The organism is Limnohabitans sp. TEGF005 (genome assembly GCF_055394835.1).
In genome coordinates this window covers 2876496-2899649 of the sequence record NZ_AP029226.1, presented here as the reverse complement: position 1 = coordinate 2899649, position 23154 = coordinate 2876496, and the positions used below count along the sequence as shown (strand labels likewise).

Below are 23154 nucleotides of genomic sequence, written 5' to 3'. Positions count from 1 at the left end.
TTTGCTGCACGCCTGGCTGGCGCGCAATGAGTTTAGCGGTTGACCCCGCTTAAAAAAGCCGTGTCATTGCATGACGAACTGCCACACCGCCAAAACCGCGTCACGCTCGGTGGCCAATGCCTCCATAAGCACATCGGTGGGCTCTTCGTTCAGACGGGCGCGGTGCTGAACCCGGCGCATTTCGCGGTAGGCGTTGGCGGCAGCTTGCACCATGCCCAAAGGCAACAAACCCACCTCTTCGGCGCGGATCAGCAAGGCGATGTTGCCCACGTTGTCGGCCAGCTTAGGGTGCGCAGCGGTGTGCAGCAGCACCAGGTATTGCACGGCAAACTCGGCATCGACCATCGCACCGGGGCTGTGCTTGACGTCAAAGCGATCGGCTTTGACCGGGTGGCCCTGGCGCACACGCTCGCGCATGGCCACGATTTCGGCCTTGAGGCTGGCGGCGTCTCGTGGGGCGCTGATGACGGCGCAACGCACCGCGTCAAAACGCGGGGCCAAGGCAGGCAGGCCCATCACAAAGCGGGCACGCGTCATGGCCTGGTGTTCCCAAGTCCAGGCGGTGTTGCTGCCGCGCTGTTGCTGGTAATCGGCATAGGCTTCAAAGCGGGTGACCAACAGGCCCGAGTTGCCGTTGGGGCGCAAAGCGGTGTCGATTTCGTACAAATCGCCGTCAGCGGTTTTGACGGTCATCCAATTGATCATTTTGCGCACGTAAGCCGCATAGATTTCCTGGGCGCGTTCGTCCTCGTCGTCGTAGACAAACACAATGTCCAGGTCGCTGCCGTAACCCAGCTCTTTGCCGCCCAGCTTGCCGTAGCCAATGATGGCAATCGCCGGTTCTTCGCGGTGACGGGTCTTCAGGCGGTCCCAGCACCAGCGGGCGGTCACGCGCAGCACGGCGTCGGCCAAGGCGCTCAAGTCATCTGCCACTTGCTCCACCGTGAGCACCCCCTCCACGTCCCTGGCCAGCGTGCGGAACTGCTCGGCGTGGTGGGCACGGCGCAGCAAGTTGAGCAGGCTTTCTTCGTCGTCTTCGCCGGTGCGCTGCAGGGCCTGCCGCCGAGCCTGCAACTCGGCCTCAAATTCGACGGCATCGAAACGGCTGTCAAACAAATTGCCCCCGGCCAACTCGTCGATCACACCGGGGTGTTGCAACAAATAACGTGCAGGCCATTTGGCTGCGCCCAACAAACGCAGCAGCCGTTCATGCACAGACGGGCGCTCCAGCATCAGTGCCAAATAACTCTCGCGGCGCAGCAGGGGTTCGATCCAGTCGACCATGCGCAACACGGCCTCTTCGCTCACGCGGCCGTTTTGCAACCATTGGGCGGTGCGCTGCAGCAGGCGCATCAGGCGGCCGCGTGCATCGTCGCGCAAAGCCTGCACGCGCGGGTTGGCTGGCCATTGCGCCAAGCGCTCGCCGATGCGGCCCGAGAAAATCCCGGCCATATCGTCCAGTTCGGTCGGCTCGCGTTGGCCATTTTTGCCGTTGCAGCCTTTGCATTCACGGTCACCGCCAAGCAAGGTGTCGAACTCTTGTGCCACCACTTCTCGGTGTGCGTCCAGATCGGTCAAAAATGTACAGCTGCCGGAATAACCCAAGGTCCGGGCAATCCAGGCCAAGTCGTCGTCGCGGGTGGGCAACACATGGGTTTGCTGGTCGTCGAGGTACTGGATGCGGTGCTCAACCTGGCGCAAAAACACATAGGCCGCAGCCAAAGCATCGGCTGTGGCCTGGGGCATGAGCCCTGCCTTGGCCACGCGTTGCAGCGCGTTCAGCGTGGGGCGCGTGCGCAACTCAGGAAACTGCCCACCGCGCACCACCTGCAGCAGTTGCACAGTGAATTCGATCTCGCGGATGCCACCACGCGACAACTTGACGTCATTGGCGCGTTCGGGGTGACCCGCGCTGCGTTTGGCCGCATGGTCGCGGATTTGCTGGTGCAGTGTGCGCAGCGATTCAAAAACGTTGTAGTCGAGGTAGCGGCGAAACACAAAGGGCAACACCACGCCACGCAAAGCCTGCGCCGAGCCGTTAACCACGGTGCTGCGCGGGGCCACGACCCGGCTTTTCATCCAGGCAAAGCGCTCCCACTCGCGGCCTTGCACCTGCAAATACTCTTCCAACGCATCGAGCGAGACCACGCTCGGGCCCGAGTTGCCGTTGGGCCGCAGGGCCAAATCGACCCGGAACACAAAGCCGTGCTCAGTGGTGTCACCGATCAAGGCGTACATGCGCTTGACGGCGCGGGTGAAGTAGTCCTGGCAAGAGACTTTGTTGCGGCCTTCACTGTTGCCCAAGGTTTCGCCGTCCTGGTCGTACACATAAATCAGGTCGATGTCACTGGACACGTTCAATTCACGGGCACCCAGCTTGCCCATGCCGATGATCCACATTTCAGCGCGCTGCCCATCTGCCTTGGTGGGCACGCCATGCAGCACATCCAGATCGGCCATGACCTGTTGCCAGGCGATGTCGAGGGTGACCTCAGCCAGCCAGGTCATGCCGTGGGTCACCACCTCCAGCGAGGCCTGCCGGGTGCAATCCAACTGGGCCAGGCGCTCTAGGGTGAGCTGTCGCAGCACGCGCAAGGCGGCGCTGGTGTCCAGGCCCCGGGCCTGCAAGGCGGCATAAGCGGCACTCAGGCTGTCGCGGTTGGGCTCGCCGGGCGGCAAAAGGGGCAGGACGTCGGCATAACGGCGGTGCAAACGTTGCAAGAAACGTGAATACAGGGGCCCATCGGCGGGGTTGACATCATTTGCGGCGGGTGCCTCGTCCATCGGCTGGCTGCGGGTCATAATTCCTGCTGACTTTCTGATTCAAATGTTTGTGCCCACTTTGCCCACTTTTCCCCGCCTGACCCTTGTGCTGTCCCGTTTGATGCGGGTCATGGCATGGGTCTTACTGGTGCTGGGCATTTTGTTGGGCTTGGCCTGGGGCACCTTGCATTTTTGGATTGTGCCGCGAATCGGCGATTTCCGTCCCACCCTGGAACGCTTGGCCCAGCAAACCATCGGGGTTCCAGTGCGCATTGCCCACATCTCGGCCGAGTCAACGGGTTGGGCACCTTCGTTCGAGCTGCGCGAGATTGAATTGCTCGACCCCGAAGGCCACACGGCTTTGCGACTGCCCAAGGTCTTGGTCGCCATCAGTGTGCGCTCGGTGTTGGGCCTGAAACTGGAACAGCTGGTGCTGGACGCCCCCGAACTCGACATCCGGCTCAACGCCGATGGCAGCTGGCGCGTGGCAGGGCTCGATTGGGCGCAAAGCGGTGGTGGTCACAGTGCCGCCGCCGATTGGTTGTTTGGACAACGCGAAGTCATCGTGCGGGGCGGCACGTTGCGCTGGACCCACGAGCGCGCCCTGAACGCGCCCTTGAAAGGCTTGCTGCCACCGCTGTCAGCCCAAACAGCGTCTGATTTGCCCCATGACAATCCTGAGCCGCTGACACTGGCCTTGCGTGATGTGGACCTGCTGCTGCGCAATTCTGCTCGGCACCACGATGTGCGCCTGGATGCCACGCCTCCCGATGAATGGGGACAGCGCTTCGTGACGATGGGGCGTTTTAAACGCAGCCTGTTGTCCATGCACCCCGGCGCGTGGCCCGACTGGACGGGCCAGGTTTATGCCTACTTTCCACAGGTCGATGTGGCGCAATTGAGTCAGCACATCCCTTTGGGCGTGAACATCGCCAAGGGACAAGGTGGCCTGCGTTTGTGGAACGATGTCACCAACGGGCAGTGGATCGGCGGCCTGGCCGACATCCAACTGACCGGGGTCCAAACCAGTGGGACCACGGATGCGCCCCCGCTGGCGTTCGAGCAGTTGTCAGGCCGTTTAGGGGCCAAAATCAACGCCCTCGGTTTTGAGGTTTCCACCCAACATCTGGCGTTCACCAGCGACCAGGGCTTGGCCTGGCCTGGCGGCAACCTCTCACTGGCCTACACCTACCCCCAAGGCAAAAACACGGCACGCGGCCACCTTCAGGCCGATCATCTGGACCTGTTGGCGCTGCGAGAGGTGGGTTTGCGCATGCCCTTGCCCGACGCTTTGCGCCAGCGCCTGCACGACCAAGAAGTCAGCGGGCAAGTCGAAAATTTGCAGTGGCGCTGGCAAGGCGATTGGCAATCGCCCGACAAATTCGATGCGCAGGTCACCGTGAATGGACTCACGCTGCCGCCACAAGCCAGGCCCGCTGCCGACACCCGCGCCCGCTGGCCCGGCATAAAAAGCGCGCAAACCAAACTGAACCTCAACCAGGACGGCGGCCGAATTGACGTGGACATGGGCGCTGACGGTGCCCTGTTTTTACCGGGCATTCTGGAAGATGCTGAGGTGCGTGTGCAGGCATTGCGGGCGCATGCCGTTTTCAAGCGCGAGGCCAAACAATGGCAGGTGCCCGAATGGAAGCTCAAACTGAGCAATGCAGATGTGCAGGGCGAATGGCAGGGCCAATGGCGTGCAGCAGCCAACGGGAGCGGTCCCGGCGTGCTGGATTTGCAGGGTCAAATCAAACAACTCAACGCATCGCGCGCTTACCGATACCTGCCCATAACGCTGCCTGCTGGCGTGCGTCAATATGTGCGCGATGCCGTGGCCAAAGGCGTCTATTCAGACGTGCAGGTCAAGATCAAGGGCGATCTTGCAAAAATGCCTTTTGCCGATCCCAAAGAGGGTGATTTCAGGTTCGCCGGACGGGTGCGGGATATTGAGCTGGATTACATCCCCGCTGCCTTGCTGCCATCGAAAAGCCTGCCTTGGCCACGCCTGCACAAGCTGACAGGTCAACTGGTCTTTGACCGTCTGGGCATGCAGTTGACCGATGCCTCTGCGCGGGTGGGCGATGCACGCACAGGTCTGAGCCTGACGGCGGGCCAGGTCGACATGGCAGACATGGCGCACAACCCGGTGCTGAATGTCAGCGCCGAAAACAAAGGCCCTGCCACGCAAGTGCTGACACTGGTGCAAAAGTCCCCCCTGGACGCACTGCTGTCGGGGGCTTTGCGCCAGACGCAAGCCACGGGCAGCGTGCAAACCCGGTTCAAACTGACCGTGCCACTGCTGACGCCGCAGGACACCAAAGTGCAAGGGCTTGTCGTACTGGCGGGGAACGATTTGCGCATGACGGCCGCAACCCCTTTGTTGGAAAAAGCCCAGGGCACGCTGCAATTTACAGAGTCGGGTTTCGCCTTGAACGGCATGCAAGCGCGTTTGCTGGGCGGCCCTGTTCGGATCGAAGGCGGCCTGTCTGCAGCGGCGGGCACAACAAACGGCACCAAAGCAGAGGCGGGCCTGCAATTGCGAGCCCAAGGCCAAGTCACCGCTGAAGGCCTGCGCCAAGCCAAAGAGTTGGCGCCGCTCAATGCACTGGCGCAACACGCCAGCGGTGCCACCGTTTACAGTGCGCAGCTGGGCTGGCGGCAAGGCCAACCCGAGCTGTCTGTGCAAAGCCAACTGGACGGTCTGGCATTGAAGTTGCCGACGCCATTGGGCAAGCCCGCAAGCACCAGCACCCCTTTGTCTCTTCGGATGCGCGTGCAAAACACAGGCGGCGGTTTGCGTGATCAGCTTCAGCTGGAATGGGGCAACATCGCTTCGGCCAACTATGTGCGGGATTTGGCAGGCCCGGTGCCTGTCGTTTTGCGCGGCAGCCTGACCCTGGGCTTGCCCAGCACACAGGCGCCGACTTTGCCCGCCACAGGCGTTTCGGCCTCGGTGGCGCTGGACCATTTCTCTGTGGACGAATGGCAAGCCTTGTTGCCAGCCAACGTGGTGTCGGACGCCGAAAAAGCCACCCCAGGCCAAGCCGCTTGGCAAGCCTATTTGCCCACGCGCATCGGCCTGCAGGCCAACACCATCACCGCCGATGGCCGCACTTTGCACCAAGTAGTGGCAGGTGCCGTGCGCGAAGGGGCGACGTGGCGCGTCAATGTCGATGCCCGAGAGCTCAACGGGCATGTGGTCTATCGCCAACCCGGCAGCGAGCAATTGGGTCATCTTTATGCACGGCTGTCGCGCTTGAACTTGCCACCCTCCAGCGTGGCCGAGGTCGAAGGCCTGCTCGAAGCGCCCCCGGTCAATTTGCCGTCACTGGACATCGTGGTCGAACAGCTGGAGCTGCGTGGCAAAAAACTCGGCCGCATTGAAATCGAGGCCCTCAACACAGAGCAACAAAAAACACGGCTCAAAACCTCACCTGAGTGGCAGCTGAACAAGTTCAACATCGTCTTGCCCGAAGCCACATTGCGCAGCACGGGGCGTTGGCTCACCGCAGCCGACGGCGGGCAGCAACGCAAAACCGAAATGAACTTCAAGCTGGATGTCACCGATGCCGGCGCTCTGCTCACGCGCCTGGGCACACCCGACGCCTTGCGCGGTGGCACCGGGCAACTCGAAGGATTGGTACGCTGGCAAGGCTCTCCTTTGGCACTGCACTACCCCAGTATGTCGGGGCAGTTCAGCGTCAAGATGGGGCGCGGCCAGTTTCTCAAAGCCGATGCAGGTGCCGCCAAATTGCTGGGGGTTTTGAGCCTGCAAGCCTTGCCGCGCCGTTTGTTGCTGGACTTCCGTGACGTGTTTTACGAGGGCTTTGCCTTTGACTCGGTGCTCGGTGATGTCACCATCACACAGGGCATCGCCAACACCCGCAACATGCAAATCAAGGGCGTGAATGCGCTGGTCCAACTCGATGGTTCGGCCGATATCGCTCATGAAACCCAAAAGCTGCGGGTGGTGATTTTGCCCGCACTGGACGCCGGAACAGCTTCTTTGGTCGCAGGCATCGCGCTCAACCCGGTGGTGGGTCTGACGGCGTTTTTGGCCCAGCTGTTTTTACAAAACCCTTTGGCCAAAGCCAATACGCAAGAATTCTTGATCGACGGCAGCTGGGCTGAACCACGGGTCACCAAAGTGAACAGCAGCAACGGGGACAGCAAAAAACCGTCCGGCCCTGACGCACCATGAAACGCACAGGCACATCGCATATCGCTTCGGCGTGGCACAACATCTGGTCACGTTGGCGTTCAAAACTCGATGAAGTGCTGCCCTGGGGTTCAGGACGGCGATCCTTGTGGGCCGCCCTGATCGCCTTGGTGTTAGCGGTGCTGGTCACACTGGTCTGGCTGGCTGGCCGCTATGAGACCAGCCAGGTGCAAGCCGAGCTGGAGCGCGACACCGCCGATGCCGTGGCCGACTTGCGCAACAGCCTGTCACGCCACGTCCAGGCCTTGCAGGCACTGCAATCGGGGCACTACATGCCCGCCACCTGGCAGCCCGAGGCCCAAGCTTTGTTGCGCGACAACCGAGATTGGCTGCGCCTGGAATGGCGTGACAAAAATTGGCAGCTGCTGTCTTTTTCCGACTCGCCTTTGCGTGCGCCCGCGTTTGAGCGAATCGCACGCGCCGAGGTGCTGAACGAAGCCGCCCAAGCCTGCCAGCGCGCCAAGCGCTTGAATGGCCCGGCTTACTCCAGCACCTATTTTTTGCCCCAAGCCGATGGCTTGGGTGTGGAGGTGATGGAGCTGTGTTTGCCCGTGACCCAGGCTGGCGAATTCATGGGCTATACGGTGGTGACGTACAGCCTGCAAGAGCTGCTGACGGAACGACTGGGCCCCACATTTGGCCGTCGCAACGAGCTGTCTTTTGTCGAGCCTGACGGGACACGGTTGGCCATTGCCGGCACCCAACGCCGGGAAAGGCGCGTTTTCACCACGCAACAACTGGTGGACTTGCCCGGCAACACCTTGCTGCTGCGCATGGACGGGCGGCGGGGTGAGCCCGATTTGTTCCCCAATGTGCTCACGGCCTTGGTCACGGGCATGTCGATTGCGCTGATCACGGTGATGGTTTTGCTGGCCAAAGATGCCCGAAGACGCCTCAAGGCCGAACGCGACCTGGCCGATGCCCTGGCATTTCGCAAAGCCATGGAGGACTCGCTGGTCACCGGTTTGAGAGCCCGCGATCTGCAAGGGCACATCACTTATGTGAACCCCGCGTTTTGCCAAATGGTGGGCTGGGAGGCCGAGGCGCTGATTGGTCAAAACGCCCCGATGCCTTATTGGCCACCCGAAATGGTGGACGAATACCAGCAACGCCAGGCCATTCGTCTGGCCGGCAACGCCCCGCCCCGGGAAGGTTTTGAATCGGTCTTCATGCGGCAAGACGGCACGCGCTTTCCGGTACTGATCATCGAAGCGCCGCTGATCAGCGTGCGAGGTGAACAGACGGGCTGGATGGGCGCGGTGATCGACATCAGCGAGCAGCGCCGCATCGAAGAGCTGTCACGCGCCAGCCAGGAACGCCTGCAGGCCACCGCCCGACTCGCCACCGTGGGCGAGATGGCGTCCTTGCTCAGCCACGAATTGAACCAGCCTCTGGCCGCCATTTCGAGCTATGCCAACGGCTCGCTCAACCTGCTGAAAGACCCACAGGCCGAACCGCAAACCCTGGACGATGTGCACATGGCGTTGCGGCGCATTGCCGAACAGGCCGAGCGGGCGGGGCGAGTCATCAACAGCGTGCATGACTTTGTGCGCCGCCGTGACCAAGCCCGCGAGGCGGTGGCACCGCAAGCCCTGCTCGACGCCATATCGCCACTGGTGAGTCTGCAAGCACGCAAACTGCATGTTCGGGTGCACATTCGGGTGGAGGGGCGCTTGCCCCTGGTGTGGTGCGACCGCACCATGGTCGAACAGGTTTTGCTCAACTTGGCGCGCAACGGCATGCAAGCCATGGACCTGCCGGAGTGCCGCGACCGGGTGCTGGTCTTGCACGTCAAACGCGCCGCGTCCAACCCGGAAAGCGCTTGGGTCGAATTTGCGGTGACCGATGTCGGTGCTGGCATCGCGCCCGAGATCGAAACCCAGTTGTTCAACCCCTTCTTCACCACCAAAGTCGAAGGCATGGGCTTGGGCTTGAGCCTGTGCCGCACAGTGGTCGAGCAACATGGGGGGCATCTGGCCTTCGAGCCACATGCGCCCAAAGGCACTGTTTTCCGCTTTACCCTGCCGGCCGCTGACGGCAATGCCGCCACAGGCACCGCCTAGAATCGCCCCATGCACCTTCCTTTTGACAGCATGGTCTACATCGTTGACGACGACATTGGCGTGCGCGAAGGCATGGCCTGGTTGCTGCGCACGCGGCGCTTGCTGAGCGAGCCTTACGACAGCGCAGAAGCCTTTTTGGACATGCTGCAACAAGCCGCCCAAGTGCCCCATGCCACGCCATTGCCCCAACAAGCCGGGTGCATCCTGCTCGACGTGCGCATGCCGGGCCTGAGCGGACTGGCCTTGTTCGAACAATTGCAAGCCAACGGGCTCGCGCAGGCCTGGCCTGTGATTTTTCTGACCGGGCACGCCGACGTGCCCACAGCGGTGGACAGCGTCAAGCGCGGGGCTTTTGATTTTTGCGAAAAACCGTTTTCTGACAACGCCCTGGTGGACCGCGTGGAACAGGCCTTGTTGCTGTCGCAAGAGCGCTTGGTGGCACGCACGCAGCAAAATTTTTTGCAATCGCGCCTGGGCGAACTGACCGACCGCGAACGCGACGTGATGCGCCTGGTGGTCGAAGGCCTGCCCAACAAGCTGATCGCGGACCAACTGGACATCAGCGTGCGCACGGTCGAGGTGCACCGCTCTCGCGTGTTCGACAAGATGGAAGTCAAGTCAGCCGTGGAATTGGCCAACCTGATGCGGGCCTTGACATGAGCCAAGCGCCAGGCTCGTCGGCAGGATGGGCGTGCGGCGTGCGGCACACCCTCGCGCTGGGAGGGCTGGGCTTGGCACTGGTGTTGACGGGTTGCTCATCGCCGGGCCCGCAATCGGCCACGGCGTCGCAATGGCCCAGCACAGCGCCGGCGAGCGATCCTGTCACAGGCCACACCGCCTACGACCCCAAACGCAACGACTTGGCCTTGTTTGCCTTGTCCTTGCTGGACACCCCTTACACCTGGGGCGGCAGAGGCCCTGCCACCGGTTTCGATTGTTCCGGGCTGGTCTCGCATGTTTACCGCGAAGCGGCGGGGCTGCCGGTCAAGGGCACATCAGCCGACCTGGGCCAAAAATCTCGCCCCATTGACCGCACACGCCTGCAACCCGGCGATCTGGTGTTTTTCAATACCCTGGGCGCACGTCACTCGCATGTGGGCATTTATGTCGGCGATGGCCGCTTTGTGCATGCCAGCAACCCCCGCACTGGCGTGCGCGTGGACCAGCTGAACAACCGTTACTACGCACAGCGGTTTGAAGGGGCGGGAACGCTGCTGGACTGAGAACGGCCGACGACCGGGGTCAAGGCGTTTTGTCGTCCTGCTCGGGGTTTTTGGGGGTTTCGGGGTTTGCGGGCGGCGGCAACTCGCCTTTGGATCGACCCGAAAACATGGTCCACCACACAATCAAGACGAAGACCGCCAAGGCCAGCAAGGCTTCCAGCAAAATAAGGGCCATGAGCACAATTCCGTTTCTTTTGACAACCCAGCTGCGTTCGGGCTGGGCGTTGGCTGCGATTGTAGGCAGCCTGGTCGGCTGCTCGGTCGCCCCAGTGCGCGATGAACCTGGCCAAGCCAGCCCATCGGCCACGCCACAAACACGCGAGACCGGGCCCTTGCCGCCCGCGATCATGCAAGCAAAAAGCCGATGGGTGCCGGTGCCTTGGTCGGATCTGCCCGGTCTGGACACTGACGCACTGCACGAAGCTTGGCCCGCCTGGCTGCAAAGCTGTTCGCGCCCAAGCAAACCCTGGGTCGCCCTGTGCCCACAAGTGCGGCAACTGGCCAGTGCCTCGGCACCCGTTCAGCGCAACTGGATACGGCAAAACTTGCAAGCCTACCGGGTGGAATCGCTCAGCCAACAAACCGAAGGCTTGCTGACCGCTTATTACGAACCCGTGCTGAATGCCGAGCGCCAGCCGCGACCCGGCTTCCAGGTGCCGCTGTATGCCCCCCCCGCCGACTTGAACAAGCGCAAGCCCTGGTACACCCGGCAAGAGATGGAAACCACGCCAGCGGCACGCGCGGCACTGCGGGGCAAAGAACTGGTTTATCTGGCCGACCCGGTTGACGCGATGGTGCTGCACATTCAGGGCTCGGGGCTGGTGAATGTGACCGAAGCCGATGGCCGCCAGCGCATGGTGCGTCTTGCCTTCGCAGGAACAAATGATCAGCCCTACAAAAGCATTGGTCGCTGGCTGCTCGACCAAAACCTGATCCGCGACGCCTCCTGGCCCGGCATCAAGGCCTGGATTGAGCGCAACCCGACACGCGTCAACACCTTGTTGTGGCAAAACCCGCGCGTGGTGTTTTTCAAGGAAGAAGCCTTGCCGGTCGGTGCCGTGCCGCCCGGCCCCAAAGGCGCACAAGGTGTGCCGCTGACCGCCGAACGCTCGATCGCGGTGGACCGCAGCAGCATTCCGTATGGCACACCCGTCTGGCTCAAGTCCGTCGGCACACAAACCACGCTCGACCGCCTGGTGTTGGCCCAAGACACCGGCACGGCCATCGTGGGTGCGGTGCGCGCCGACTACTACGCCGGATCCGGCCCCGCAGCGGGCGAGCTGGCTGGCCGCATGAAGCAGCCTTTGCAGCTCTGGGCGCTCTGGCCCCGATGAACTCACCCCACACCCAGACGGTGCACTGCCGCCCCGGCTGCGCAGCCTGCTGCATTGCGCCATCCATCTCATCGCCCATACCGGGCATGCCGGACGGCAAACCTGCGGGCGTGCCCTGCGTGCAGCTGGACGACCAACGGCGTTGCAAGATCTTCGGCCAGCCGGGTCGCCCGGCGGTATGCGGACAACTGCAGGCCTCTTGGGAAATGTGCGGGCCGCAGGACGACGGCGGACAATTTGCGCTCAGGTTTTTGACGCGACTGGAACTGCTGACACGGCCAGAGTGAAGGCGGTGAAATTCAAAACGCAGTCAAAGCGTGGCGCAGCAGCATCACCGACAGCGCGCACATCGTCACACCAATCAGGCCATCCAGCACCTGCCACGCGCGGGGCCTTGCAAACCAAGGGGCCAGCCAACGCGCGCCAAAACCCAACAAGCCAAACCAAAGTGCGCTGGCCACGCTGGCACCCGCCACAAATGCGCTGCGCAGACCCGGCGGTTGCTGCGCCCCAATGCTGCCCACCAGCAAAACCGTGTCCAGATAAACGTGCGGGTTGAGCAAGGTGAAGGCCGCCGCCTGCAACACAACGGCACGCAAGCTCAGGCCCTGCGTGCCCTCTGCGGCAATCAATTGCTGCGCCTGCCTGGCCCGGCGCAAGGCCTGCCAGCCGTACACAGCCAAAAAGGCGGCCCCTGCCAGCGCCAAGGCGCGGGCCAAGCCGGGGCGCTCGCCCAAGGCCTGCGCCATGCCCCAGACGCCTGCCGCGATCAGCAAAGCATCGGCCAGCGCACAAAACACCACCACCGCACCCACATGCTCGCGGCGAAGGCCTTGGCGCAGCACAAACGCGTTTTGCGCACCAATGGCAACGATGAGGCCCAGGCTCAAGGCCAGGCCCTGGGCAAAAACGGGCCAAGCGGGGGAAGAGGTGACAAACAGGTTCATAGCGCACCAGCTTGCCACCCACCACACATGAAGGCAAACTGTCTTTTCTTCATCCGCATTAGAAAAACTGATTTCATGCTCGATTACTCTGCGCTTTCCGCTCTTTATGCTGTTGTTAGGGAGGGCAGTTTTGAACGCGCGGCACGCGCATTGCATGTCACGCCCTCAGCGGTCTCTCAACGCATCCGGCTGCTGGAAGAGCGCGTGGGCGGCGCCCTGGTGGTGCGGGGCCAACCTTGCCTGGCCACCGACATGGGGCGGCGCTTGTGCCAGCACGTCGACCGGGTGCAGTTGCTGGAGCAGGCGCTTCAAGGCGCGCTGCCCGCACTGGCCCCCGATGGCACGGCCCGGGTGAACTTGCCGATTGCGGTGAATGCCGACAGTTTGGCCACCTGGTTTGCACCAGCCCTGTCGGCCTTTGCCGCTCAAGCCCCCGTGCTGATGGACGTGTCCGTGGACAACGAAGACCACACCACCGAGTGGCTGCGCAGCGGCGCGGTGCTGGCCGCCGTCACGGCCACCGCCCGCCCGGCCACAGGCTGCAACAGCCAGGCACTGGGCGCCATGCGCTACATCGCCGCGGCCAGTCCGGCGTTTTTGGCACGCCATTTTTCGGATGGCGTAACGCCTGGCAGCTTGGCCCTCGCACCCAGCTTGGTGTTCAACAACAAAGACGAGTTGCAGGCCCGCTGGGTACGGCGGCTGTGCCATCGTCATGTCGACTTGCCCCGACACACCCTGCCATCGTCCCAGGCCTTCGTTACCGCGGCCTTGGCGGGCATGGGCTGGGGCTTGCATCCACAGGCGCTGATTGCGCCGCTGCTGGCCAATGGCACGCTGGCCGAACTGGTGCCCGGCACCCCACTGGACGTGCCGCTGTACTGGCAAGAGACGCGTGTGGCTTCTGTGCTGCTCGATGGCTTGAGTCGCAGGGTGCTGCAAGCGGCGCAGGCCCAACTGCAAGCCCTTTGACGCGGGTCGACGCCATGGCACAAAGGGCGTTCACGCGCGCCACAGTCACCAAGACGTCAATCCATTGCGCGGCCTGTGGTTAAGCTGAAGCTTCCTTTTTTATGCTCCGGAGCACGTTCATGGCGTTTGAAATTCCCTCCCTGAAAGACAGCGTTCACCCCGATGAATGGCAGTTGCGCCTGGACCTCGCAGCTTGCTACCGGCTGGTGGCGCTGTATGGCTGGAGCGATCTGGTGTTCACCCACATCAGCGCCAAGCTGCCGCACTCGGTGGCAGGCGATGCGCACCAGTTTCTGATCAATCCCTATGGCCTGATGTTTGACGAGATCACCGCCTCCAGCCTGGTCAAGGTGGACATGCAGTGCAACAAATTGCATGACAGCCCCTTCCCAGTGAACCCAGCGGGCTTTGTGATCCACAGCGCAGTGCACGAGGCTAGGCCCGATGCGGGCTGCGTGCTGCACACACACACACGTGCCGGCGTGGCCGTGAGCGCGCAACAGCATGGTGTGCTGCCCATCAGTCAGCAAAGCACCTTTGTGCTGGCATCGCTGGCCTATCACGGCTATGAAGGCGTGGCGATTCGCGACGACGAAAAAACGCGGCTGCAAACCGATCTGGGCGAGGCCAATTTTTTGATGCTGCGCAACCACGGCCTGCTGACGGTGGGCAAGACCATTGCCGATGCTTTCTTGTCGATGTACACGTTTGAAAACACCTGCCGCATTCAGGTGGATGCGCTGGCGGGCCAGTCCGGCCCGGCGGACCTGACGGCCGTGGACCCGCAAATCCTGACGGGGGTGGCCCATGCCTCACGCGTGCAAACCGGCGGCCTGGGCGGTGCGTTTGTCTGGCCGTCGTTGCTGCGAAAGTTGCAACGCGAGAGCCCGGATTACGCTCACTGAAACAGGCCCTCAATGTCCTTTTTTGTTTGAACCGCACACATGACCTCTTTGTTTGAACCCTGCCAAGTCGGTGCCATGCACTTAGCCTCACGCATTGTGATGGCCCCCTTGACGCGCAACCGCGCACCCGGCGCACTGGCCAACGCACGAATGGCCACCTATTACCGCCAACGCGCCAACCCGGTCACGGGCGCGGGCCTCATCGTCACCGAGGCCACGGCCATCAGCCACCAAGGCCAAGGCTATGCCGATGTGCCCGGCATCTGGAGCGAAGCGCAAGTCGCTTCTTGGAAACAGGTCACAGACGGCGTGCACGCAGAGGGCGGCAAGATCGTGATGCAGCTGTGGCATGTGGACCGCGTGTCGCACACGAGTTTGCAGCCGGGCGGCGCCGCGCCTGTGGCGCCGTCAGCCATCACGGCAAAAACCAAAACCGTGTTGCTGGTCGATGGCCAGGCCAAGTTCATGGACACATCAACCCCTCGTGCGCTTGATGCAAGCGAATTGCCCGGCATCGTGCAGGATTACCGCCGCGCTGCGGCCAACGCCATCGCCGCCGGTTTTGACGGGGTCGAGGTGCATGCCGCCAACGGTTATCTGATCGACCAGTTTTTGCGCTCTGGCAGCAACCAGCGAACGGATGCTTACGGCGGCACGGTTGAAAACCGCGCCCGTTTTTTGAACGAAGTCATGACGGCGGTGGTTGCCGAAATTGGCGGAGACCGAACAGGCATCCGCCTGTCACCCGTCACGCCCGCCAACGACGCCTGCGATGAACAGCCTCAGCCCTTGTTTGAGCACGTGGCCGGTTTGCTGGGCCCGATGGGCCTGGCCTATGTGCATGTGATCGAAGGATCGACGGGTGGGCCTCGTGACCACCAGCAAGGGCCCCTTGCTTTTGATTACGCGGCACTGCGCCGCGCCTACGCGTCTGCAGGTGGCCAAGGCGCCTGGATGCTCAACAATGGCTACGACTTGCCGCTGGCCGAACAAGCCCTGTCGCAAGGTGCCGATTTACTGGCGTTCGGCCGACCCTTTATAGCCAACCCCGATCTGGGTCTGCGCTTGCGTCAGGGCGGGCCGTTCAACACAGCAGACCGCGCCACGTTTTACGGCGGAAGGGACGCGGGCTACACCGATTACCCGCATTTGTCACCGCCCTGACAGTTGCGCGCAGCACCTCAACCCAAACCAATCGGTGAAGGTGCGCGGGTCACGATCAAGCTGAAAAGTTTTTCGTATTCTTGAGCAGGCGGGTAATGCCCTGTAAGAGGATCGGCGTTTTCTGCAAACGCCGCATTCAGCACACGCCAATCGTCTTCTGAAAAACACCGCTCTGCCTCGGGCAGGATCACTGTTTCTTCCAGGTTCATGTGCTCCAGATAAAAGTTGACGTATTTTTCAAACGCTTCTTCAAATGCCTGGCGGCGGCCTGCCCCCAGCAGCTCCCAAGCCAGCAGCAAATGCTGCATGTCGCGAGCGGCTTTTTCACTGGCCATGTGATCGCGTTCCAGCTTGTCAATGGCCCCCATGACTTTGGGGGCCAGCTTCACGACTTTGGGAAACAACAGGTTGGATTCTTTAGGGTGATGCAAGCGCTCTGGAAATTCGTCGATGTAAAACAGCATGCCGCGCACGACGTCAAAAAAGTTACGCCGATCTTCTGCAGGACCGCGCTTGACCATCATGCGCATGGACTGGAGCATGGCCGCCAATGAGGCGTGTTCGTCTCGAATGATTTGAAGCGCACTGTGCTGTGTCATGAAAACAACCTCCGGGTTCTGAATGGATTCAGTCTGCCGGTTTGTGCACAAACGCACCATGACGAATGTCAAAAACAGGTGATCTGGCCCTGCTCACATTTGGCCGAAGGGCTTGCCTGCCGCAAACTCAACGAGCCGTCTGTGTGCATCCCATGCTCAGGGTTTCCAGCGCTTGAGCAGCAGGGCATTGGCCATCACACTCACCGAGCTCAGCGCCATGGCCCCCCCGGCAATCACCGGGTTCAGATAGCCCAGCGCCGCCAGCGGTATGCCCGCCACGTTGTAGGCAAAGGCCCAAAACAGGTTTTGCCTGATCTTGGCCACGGTGTGGGCCGAGATGTCGAGCGCGGCGCCCACCAATGCCACATCGCCGCGCATGAGGGTGATGCCCGCCGCGTGCATGGCCACGTCGGTGCCATTGCCCATGGCCATGCCCACATCAGCGGCTGCCAGCGCCGGTGCGTCGTTCACACCATCGCCGACCATGGCCACGATGCGCCCGCCCTCGCGCAGTTTTTGCACCTGCGCAGCCTTGTCGCCGGGCAACACGTCGGCCAGCACTTCGCCCTCTTCGGGGCGCAAACCCAAACGACGCGCCATGGCTTCGGCGGCGGCTTGGTTGTCGCCGGAGATCATCACCAGTTTCAAGCCGCGCCCGCGCAACGCCAGAAGGGCCTCGGCAGCCCCCACCTTGGGCTCGTCGCCGAAGGCCAGCAGCAGCAGGCCTTGCACACCCGCAGCGGTGCGTTCGGCCAATGCGGACAAAGTAGCGCCTTGCGCTTGCAAGGTGGCCACCTCGCTGGCCCACAAAGCGGTGTCCAGGCCTTCTTGCTGCAGCCACCGCAGACTGCCTAAAAGCAAGTGGTGCCCATCGACTGTGGCCTGCACACCCCGACCCGGCACAGCGGCCAAGTCGGCAGGGGTCAACAACTTCAGACCTTGTGCCTGTGTTTGAGCTTGCGCTGCCGCTAAAACGGCACGGGCCAGCGGGTGTTCGCTGCCGCTTTGCACGCAGGCAGCCCAGTGCAGGGCGATGCTTTCGTCTTGCCCCGGGGCGGGTACTTGGTGTGTCAGCCGTGGTTGCCCCACCGTGAGCGTGCCGGTTTTGTCAAAGGCCACTGTTTGCACGCGGTGGGCCATCTCGAGCGCCTGCGCGTCTTTGATCAAAATGCCGTGTTTGGCCGCCACACCCGTGCCCGCCATGATGGCCACAGGCGTGGCCAGGCCCAGCGCGCACGGGCAAGCAATCACCAGTACCGCCACTGCGTGGATCAAGGCGGTTTCAAATTGCGCGCCTTGCAGCATCCAAACACCCAAGGTGACCAGCGCCACCAACAGCACCACAGGCACAAAGATTTCAGCCACTTTGTCAACCAGCCGCTGAATCGGTGCTTTGGCGGCTTGCGCATCCTCGACCAATCGGATGATGTGTGAGAGCACCGTCTCATGGCCCACCGCCGTCACGCGCATCAACACGCGTCCGTCACCGTTGATTGATCCCCCGGTGAGCTGTGCGCCTGCGGTTTTGGACACGGGCAAAGGCTCACCTGTCAGCATGGACTCATCGACCTGCGTCTGGCCTTCAATCAGTTCGCCATCAAGTGGAAAACTCTCGCCTGGCCGCACCACGATCAGATCGCCCTTCAAAATTTCATCCACCGGCACATCGACTTCGCCGTCTTCGCTGATCCAGTGCGCCTTGTCGGGCCGCAACGCGTGCAAGGCGCGAATGGCTTCGGTGGTTTGCCGCTTGGCTCGGGCTTCGAGCCACTTGCCCAGCAACACCAAAGTGATGACCACGGCCGAGCCTTCGAAATACAAATGGGGTGTGTGACCTTCATGCGCAGTCAGCCACAGCCACACCGACAACAACCATCCCGCCGTGGTGCCCAAAGACACCAGCAAGTCCATATTGCCGGTCAAAGCCTTGAGGGCGTGCCAGCCTGCTTTGTAAAAACGCGCGCCCAAAATGAATTGCACGGGCGTGGCCAACGCAAACTGCACCCAAGCGGGCAGCATCCAGTGCTGGCCCCACAGATCGCCCAACATGGGCAGCACCAAAGGCGCGGACAACACCAAACCCAAGCCGACGGGCGCAAAACCTGTCCAAGGCGAGTTGTTGTTGGCCTGCGCCTCGGCTGCTTCCACTGAACGGGGTTCGTAACCGGCATCGCGCACCACTCGGCGCAAGCGGGCGTCGGTCAACGCCGGATCGGTTACGACAATGCGTGCTGTTTCGGTGGCCAGATTGACCGAGGCCGACGCCACGCCGGGCACTTTGTTGAGTGCTTTTTCGACCCGTGCCACACACGAGGCGCAGGTCATGCCACCAATGCCGATGTCCATCACGGTGTTGCTGGCAACGGGTTCGGTCTTGATCTGTGTCATGTTGTGCGATTTGTTTTGAACTATGCTTCAACAAACCCCTAAGGGCTTGTCTGAAAGGTACATCATGAACCAGATTTTCACCGTTGAAGGCATGACATGTGGCCACTGCGAAAAGGCCGTGACCAAGGCATTGTTGGCACTGGATGCCCAAGCCAAAGTCACGATTGACCGCACACAAAACAAAGTGCAAGTTGAATCTGACCAACCCCGCGCTGCGCTCGCCAAGGCGGTTGCCGATGAAGGCTACCGCGTCATCACCTGATTTTTTAACCCAAGGGAGAACTCACCATGAACAAAAATATCGGCAGTATCGAACGCATCATCCGCATCCTTGCAGGACTGGTTCTGATCGCATTGGCTGCCACCAGCACCGTTGGCTGGTGGGGTTGGTTGGGCTTGGTACCACTTGCCACAGGGCTGATGGGCTGGTGTCCACCTTACAGCTTGCTGGGCATTAACACTTGCAAAAACCGCAACGTCTGACTTATCCGTTCTGACTCGGCACCCTGTTTCCGAAACAGGCTCACCCCCGACTGGATCGGGGGGTTTTTTGGCCTGACAAATCAGCCCACGGCACAAAGCTTCATCTGTCTTTACAAATCACTGCATAAACCGCACTGCACAGCAACACAGGCCACGCACACTGACGACATCCCATCACTGAAAGGATGTTTTCCATGAAATCGATTCGTACCACCTTGATTGCTGCCAGTTTGTTGGCTGGCCTGAGCGGTTTGACCTTGGCGCAGACCGCCCCTGAGATCAAAACCAACAACCCCCGCGCTGAACGCATGGACAAAATGCACGCCAAAATGGGCGAACGCCATGCCAAACACTTGGCCGATTTGAAAGGCAAACTGAAACTCGAAGCCGGTCAAGCATCTGCTTGGACTGCTTTCGAACAAGCCATGCAGCCCCCCACTCAGCCCATGGCGCATCCTGACCGGGCCGCCATGGAAAAAATGACGACTCCTGAGCGCATCGACCAAATGCAAGCCCATAAAGGTCAACGCGATGCACAAATGCAAAAGCACGCCAACGCCACCAAAACCTTTTATGCCGCGTTAAGCGACACACAAAAGAAAGTGTTCGATGCAGAAACCGCACGCGGCATGAAAAAAATGGGTGAAGGCATGCGCGGTGGCAAGGAGCATGGCGGGCACCACGGCCAACATTGACAACACTGGCAAGCCCGACTTGTCATAAGCACCAGGCCGCTCCATGAGCGGCCTTTTTGTTGCATTTTTTGACTTGACCCACATCAAGGTGCAGACCGCCTTGTCTGGTTAAGCTTTGTGCATGCCTCAAAAGTTCCATTCCGATACCACGCAGACACGCTCTGGCGTTTTTTTACCGCCCATTCGGCCCATCGCAGCCGATCAGCCCATGCAATGGTTGGCCTTGGGGTTCAAGGACATGGCTCGAGCGCCTTTGCTGAGCACCATGCACGGCCTTGTGCTGGCCGGTTTCGGTGGCTTTATCGCTTTACTGGCGCACGACCAATTTTGGTTGTTGGTGGGTTATTTGTCGGGTTTCATGGTGGTGGCACCCGTGCTGGCCACCAGCCTGTATGCCATGAGTCGCGCCATGGAACGGGGGGAAAAGGTCGATTTTGATTTGCTGGTGCAAACCTGGACGCAGTGGCAAATGCGCTTGCAACACCAACCTGACAGCTACTGGAGCCTGATTCGCTTTGGCTTGTTACTGGGCCTGGCTGCCACTGGCTGGGTCATCACCTCAGCCGCCCTGATCACCCTGTTGGCACCCAGCCCCATTCACACGCCTGTCGACTTCATACGCCATGTGGTGTTGGCCAAAGAGGGCTATTTATTTGAACTTTGGATCGGCCTGGGCGGCATGATGGCCGTGCCCGTGTTTGCCTCCAGTGTGGTGTCCATGCCCTTGTTGTTGGACCGCCGAGTCACCGTGTTGCAAGCGGTACTGACAAGCTGGAAAACCGTGCTGACCCACCCTTTGCAGATGACTTTGTGGGCTTTTTTGATCATTGGCTTTTGCATGCTGGGCATTTTTTCACTCTTTTTGGGCCTCATCCTGGTCATTCCCATGCTGGGGCATGGCAGCTGGCATGCTTATCGGCACCTTGTGGATGTCTCTGATCTGGAAGAACGCATCACCGAGCAAGGTGAACGGTGATGTTGGGCTTCAACGAAGAACAATTCGCCTGGTTTGGCCTGACGATCGGTGTCGGAGCTTTCATGCTCTACATGCTGTTCATCATTGGTCAATTGGCGTGGGAATCCAAAGCCGGGAAATTTGGCACATTTGTTATTTTTCTGGGACTGGCATTTGGCATGCTGGGTTTCGTGGCCAAAGGCGTCATCCAATGGCTGCTCGAAACATGACATCCTGTTCTGGATAAGCCTGTGGATAAAAAAATAACAAACCCTAGGTTATCCACAGCTTGAAGTCCGATCTAAAAGTTGTTCATTTTGGCGAAACACCAAAAAAGCGCTGCGGTGCACACCTTCACATGCGACGCAAGTTGTTGTCATTGCTGAGAAAAAACAGCTTGTCCACACACAAGTGGCTTCCTTATCTACTACCACTATTTAAAGATATAAATCTATAGAGAAAGAACAAAGAACAACTGCGCTGTTAAGATTTGCCCCTTTCCTCCCCCTGATGGCACCATGGCGATCGTTTCAGAAGCACCTCTTTCAAACTGTTACGACATCAAAAGCGCTGATTTGTCTTTGGTCGCCTTGGTACTCAAAACCACAGACATACAGGCCATTTCGCAGTCTTTGAAGCAACAACTGGATGACAGTCCCGGGTTTTTTGACCAGGATCCTGTGATCATTGATGTCAGTTTTTTGAATTTGGAAGAAAACGACGCTTCAATTGATCTTTCCAGCTTGCTCCCCCTTTTGCGTGAACAAGCTTTGTGGCCTTTGGCCATCAAAGGCGCTCAAGGACCTCTTTTGGAGCAAGCCAAGGCCCTGGGCTTGGTCGATGCCAGTGATGCGCGCATTCGGCGTTCTGTCCAGCTTGCTGCGGTTGTGCAAGAGTCACCTAAGCCTGAACCAGTGACCACACCCACCGCACCTTCTGCCGCATTGGGCCCGATGGTGATCGACAAACCATTGCGTTCAGGTCAGCAGGTGTATGCCAAAGGGCGTGATCTGATTGTTTTGGCCATCGTGAATGCGGGCGCAGAAGTGATTGCCGATGGCAATATTCACATTTATGCTGCTTTGCGTGGCAAGGCCATCGCAGGCGCACGTGGCAACACAGAGGCACGCATCTTTGCGCAGGCCATGGAGCCTGAATTGATTTCCATCGCTGGCATTTACCGCACCAGCGAAAATGCATTGCCCAAAGACGTTTGGGGGCAAGCCGCCCAAGTTTCTCTGCAATCAGGTCCGGAGGGTGACAAGTTGTTGGTGTCGCCCCTGAAGCTCTGATCATCGAATTTATATTGATATCTTGTCAAAGAAAGAAAATCCCATGGCAAAAATCGTTGTTGTGACTTCTGGCAAAGGCGGCGTGGGCAAAACCACGACCAGCGCCAGTTTCGCCACTGGCCTGGCGCTCAAAGGCTTCAAGACCGCCGTCATCGACTTTGATGTGGGCCTGCGCAACCTGGACCTGATCATGGGCTGTGAGCGCCGTGTGGTGTATGACCTGATCAATGTGATCCAGGGCGAAGCCAACCTGAACCAGGCCTTGATCAAGGACAAACAGTGTTCCAACCTGTTTGTGTTGGCGGCATCGCAGACCCGCGACAAAGATGCTTTGTCGCAAGAAGGCGTTGAAAAAGTGCTCAAAGACCTGAACGACATGGGTTTTGAGTACATCGTCTGCGATTCACCTGCGGGCATTGAAACTGGCGCTTTGATGGCCATGCACTTTGCCGACGAGGCTTTGGTGGTGACCAACCCTGAAGTGTCTTCGGTGCGCGACTCTGACCGCATTTTGGGCATGCTGGGCAGCAAGACCAAACGCGCCATTGAAGGCCTTGAGCCCATCAAAGAGCATTTGCTGATCACGCGTTACAACCCGAACCGGGTCGAGGACGGCCAGATGCTGTCGCTGCAAGACATTCAAGATATCTTGCGCATCAAATTGCTGGGTGTGATCCCTGAAAGCGATAACGTTTTGCAAGCGTCTAACCAAGGGACACCTGCCATTCACATGGCTGAAAGCGATGTGTCCGAGGCTTACAAAGACGTGATTGACCGCTTTTTGGGTGAAGACAAACCCATGCGTTTCACTGAAGCCGTGAAGCCCGGTTTTTTCAAACGCATGTTCGGAGGCAAGTGAACCATGTCGTTTCTTTCCTTCCTCTTGGGCGAAAAGAAGAAAACCGCCAGCGTAGCCAAAGAACGCCTGCAAATCATCTTGGCGCACGAGCGCAGTGGTCGCAATGCCGCTGAGCCCGATTACCTGCCTGATTTGCAACGCGAGCTGGTCGCCGTCATCAGCAAATACATCAAGATCAATCCGGATGACATCAAGGTGAACCTGGAACGTCAGGACAACCTGGAAGTGCTGGAAGTCAAGATCGAGTTGCCCGACGCACGTTGACCTGATGTGACCTTGTCACACCCTGC

Annotated in this window: 22 protein-coding genes; 17 read left to right on the top strand and 5 right to left on the bottom strand. The window is 60.2% G+C overall.

The window, feature by feature from the left end; all coding sequences use genetic code 11:
- Window positions 1-63: 63 nt before the first annotated feature.
- Window positions 64-2802: a bifunctional [glutamate--ammonia ligase]-adenylyl-L-tyrosine phosphorylase/[glutamate--ammonia-ligase] adenylyltransferase gene (gene glnE / locus ACZ5RG_RS14400; RefSeq protein ID WP_464447419.1), complete on the bottom strand. Its 2739-nt coding sequence runs from the start codon at window positions 2800-2802 to the stop codon at window positions 64-66.
- 25 nt (window positions 2803-2827) lie between these two features.
- Between glnE and ACZ5RG_RS14395 the strand changes: the two genes are divergently transcribed.
- Genes ACZ5RG_RS14395 through ACZ5RG_RS14380 form a run of 4 tightly spaced genes read left to right on the top strand, consistent with a single transcriptional unit; the run spans window position 2828 to window position 10271 of the window.
- Complete coding sequence (locus ACZ5RG_RS14395; RefSeq protein WP_464447418.1) at window positions 2828-6967, top strand: YhdP family protein; 4140 nt, start codon at window positions 2828-2830, stop codon at window positions 6965-6967.
- Window positions 6964-9048, top strand: coding sequence for a sensor histidine kinase (locus tag ACZ5RG_RS14390; protein ID WP_312259743.1), 2085 nt, complete (start codon window positions 6964-6966; stop codon window positions 9046-9048). Before ACZ5RG_RS14395 ends, ACZ5RG_RS14390 begins: the two co-directional genes overlap by 4 nt.
- 9 nt (window positions 9049-9057) lie before the next feature.
- Window positions 9058-9708 (top strand): response regulator transcription factor, encoded by a 651-nt coding sequence (locus ACZ5RG_RS14385; protein WP_026036645.1) that lies wholly within the window; start codon window positions 9058-9060, stop codon window positions 9706-9708.
- Window positions 9705-10271, top strand: coding sequence for a C40 family peptidase (locus ACZ5RG_RS14380; RefSeq protein WP_464447417.1), 567 nt, complete (start codon window positions 9705-9707; stop codon window positions 10269-10271). Before ACZ5RG_RS14385 ends, ACZ5RG_RS14380 begins: the two co-directional genes overlap by 4 nt.
- Before the next feature lie 19 nt (window positions 10272-10290).
- On the opposite strand, the gene ACZ5RG_RS14375 is transcribed toward ACZ5RG_RS14380, so the two are convergent.
- Window positions 10291-10446 carry a hypothetical protein gene (locus tag ACZ5RG_RS14375; protein ID WP_019429973.1) on the bottom strand — a complete coding sequence of 52 codons (156 nt, stop codon included), beginning with the start codon at window positions 10444-10446 and terminating at the stop codon, window positions 10291-10293.
- On the opposite strand from ACZ5RG_RS14375, the gene mltA reads away from it, so the two are divergent.
- Complete coding sequence (mltA, locus tag ACZ5RG_RS14370) at window positions 10379-11605, top strand: murein transglycosylase A (RefSeq protein ID WP_464447416.1); 1227 nt, start codon at window positions 10379-10381, stop codon at window positions 11603-11605. The genes ACZ5RG_RS14375 and mltA overlap by 68 nt on opposite strands.
- Window positions 11602-11892, top strand: coding sequence for a YkgJ family cysteine cluster protein (locus ACZ5RG_RS14365; RefSeq protein ID WP_464447415.1), 291 nt, complete (start codon window positions 11602-11604; stop codon window positions 11890-11892). Before mltA ends, ACZ5RG_RS14365 begins: the two co-directional genes overlap by 4 nt.
- A gap of 12 nt (window positions 11893-11904) precedes the next feature.
- Here the strand turns inward: ACZ5RG_RS14365 and ACZ5RG_RS14360 are convergent, their stop codons facing one another.
- Window positions 11905-12552 carry a LysE/ArgO family amino acid transporter gene (locus ACZ5RG_RS14360; protein WP_464447414.1) on the bottom strand — a complete coding sequence of 216 codons (648 nt, stop codon included), beginning with the start codon at window positions 12550-12552 and terminating at the stop codon, window positions 11905-11907.
- A 75-nt stretch (window positions 12553-12627) separates the two neighbouring features.
- On the opposite strand from ACZ5RG_RS14360, the gene ACZ5RG_RS14355 reads away from it, so the two are divergent.
- From ACZ5RG_RS14355 to ACZ5RG_RS14345, 3 genes are all read left to right on the top strand, one after another.
- The gene (locus tag ACZ5RG_RS14355) at window positions 12628-13524 is read left to right on the top strand and encodes a LysR family transcriptional regulator ArgP (protein ID WP_464447413.1); all 897 of its coding nucleotides are present in this window, start codon (window positions 12628-12630) and stop codon (window positions 13522-13524) included.
- Between the two features lie 119 nt (window positions 13525-13643).
- Window positions 13644-14429: a class II aldolase/adducin family protein gene (locus ACZ5RG_RS14350; RefSeq protein WP_019429976.1), complete on the top strand. Its 786-nt coding sequence runs from the start codon at window positions 13644-13646 to the stop codon at window positions 14427-14429.
- A gap of 39 nt (window positions 14430-14468) precedes the next feature.
- Window positions 14469-15593, top strand: coding sequence for an alkene reductase (locus tag ACZ5RG_RS14345; protein WP_464447412.1), 1125 nt, complete (start codon window positions 14469-14471; stop codon window positions 15591-15593).
- 17 nt (window positions 15594-15610) lie between these two features.
- On the opposite strand, the gene ACZ5RG_RS14340 is transcribed toward ACZ5RG_RS14345, so the two are convergent.
- Both ACZ5RG_RS14340 and ACZ5RG_RS14335 read right to left on the bottom strand, forming a co-directional pair.
- Window positions 15611-16192: a hemerythrin domain-containing protein gene (locus ACZ5RG_RS14340; protein ID WP_298599856.1), complete on the bottom strand. Its 582-nt coding sequence runs from the start codon at window positions 16190-16192 to the stop codon at window positions 15611-15613.
- Window positions 16193-16348: 156 nt separating this feature from the next.
- The gene (locus ACZ5RG_RS14335) at window positions 16349-18580 is read right to left on the bottom strand and encodes a heavy metal translocating P-type ATPase (RefSeq protein ID WP_464447411.1); all 2232 of its coding nucleotides are present in this window, start codon (window positions 18578-18580) and stop codon (window positions 16349-16351) included.
- 64 nt (window positions 18581-18644) lie between these two features.
- On the opposite strand from ACZ5RG_RS14335, the gene ACZ5RG_RS14330 reads away from it, so the two are divergent.
- The 8 genes from ACZ5RG_RS14330 to minE all read left to right on the top strand — a co-directional run bounded on the left by ACZ5RG_RS14330 (window position 18645) and on the right by minE (window position 23128).
- A complete protein-coding gene (locus ACZ5RG_RS14330) occupies window positions 18645-18842 on the top strand; it encodes a heavy-metal-associated domain-containing protein (RefSeq protein ID WP_026036650.1) in 198 nt (65 codons plus the stop codon).
- 26 nt (window positions 18843-18868) lie between these two features.
- Window positions 18869-19063 carry a YgaP family membrane protein gene (locus tag ACZ5RG_RS14325; RefSeq protein WP_298599848.1) on the top strand — a complete coding sequence of 65 codons (195 nt, stop codon included), beginning with the start codon at window positions 18869-18871 and terminating at the stop codon, window positions 19061-19063.
- Window positions 19064-19257: 194 nt separating this feature from the next.
- Window positions 19258-19758, top strand: coding sequence for a Spy/CpxP family protein refolding chaperone (locus ACZ5RG_RS14320; protein WP_019429982.1), 501 nt, complete (start codon window positions 19258-19260; stop codon window positions 19756-19758).
- A 121-nt stretch (window positions 19759-19879) separates the two neighbouring features.
- Window positions 19880-20734, top strand: a complete 855-nt coding sequence (locus ACZ5RG_RS14315; RefSeq protein WP_464447410.1) for a DUF2189 domain-containing protein — start codon at window positions 19880-19882, stop codon at window positions 20732-20734.
- Window positions 20734-20943, top strand: coding sequence for a DUF2788 domain-containing protein (locus ACZ5RG_RS14310; RefSeq protein ID WP_019429984.1), 210 nt, complete (start codon window positions 20734-20736; stop codon window positions 20941-20943). Before ACZ5RG_RS14315 ends, ACZ5RG_RS14310 begins: the two co-directional genes overlap by 1 nt.
- Window positions 20944-21231: 288 nt before the next feature.
- Window positions 21232-22005, top strand: a complete 774-nt coding sequence (gene minC, locus ACZ5RG_RS14305; RefSeq protein ID WP_315136958.1) for a septum site-determining protein MinC — start codon at window positions 21232-21234, stop codon at window positions 22003-22005.
- 43 nt (window positions 22006-22048) lie between these two features.
- Window positions 22049-22864: a septum site-determining protein MinD gene (gene minD, locus ACZ5RG_RS14300; RefSeq protein ID WP_019429986.1), complete on the top strand. Its 816-nt coding sequence runs from the start codon at window positions 22049-22051 to the stop codon at window positions 22862-22864.
- A 3-nt stretch (window positions 22865-22867) separates the two neighbouring features.
- Window positions 22868-23128: a cell division topological specificity factor MinE gene (gene minE / locus ACZ5RG_RS14295; RefSeq protein ID WP_019429987.1), complete on the top strand. Its 261-nt coding sequence runs from the start codon at window positions 22868-22870 to the stop codon at window positions 23126-23128.
- The last annotated feature ends 26 nt before the right edge of the window (window positions 23129-23154 follow it).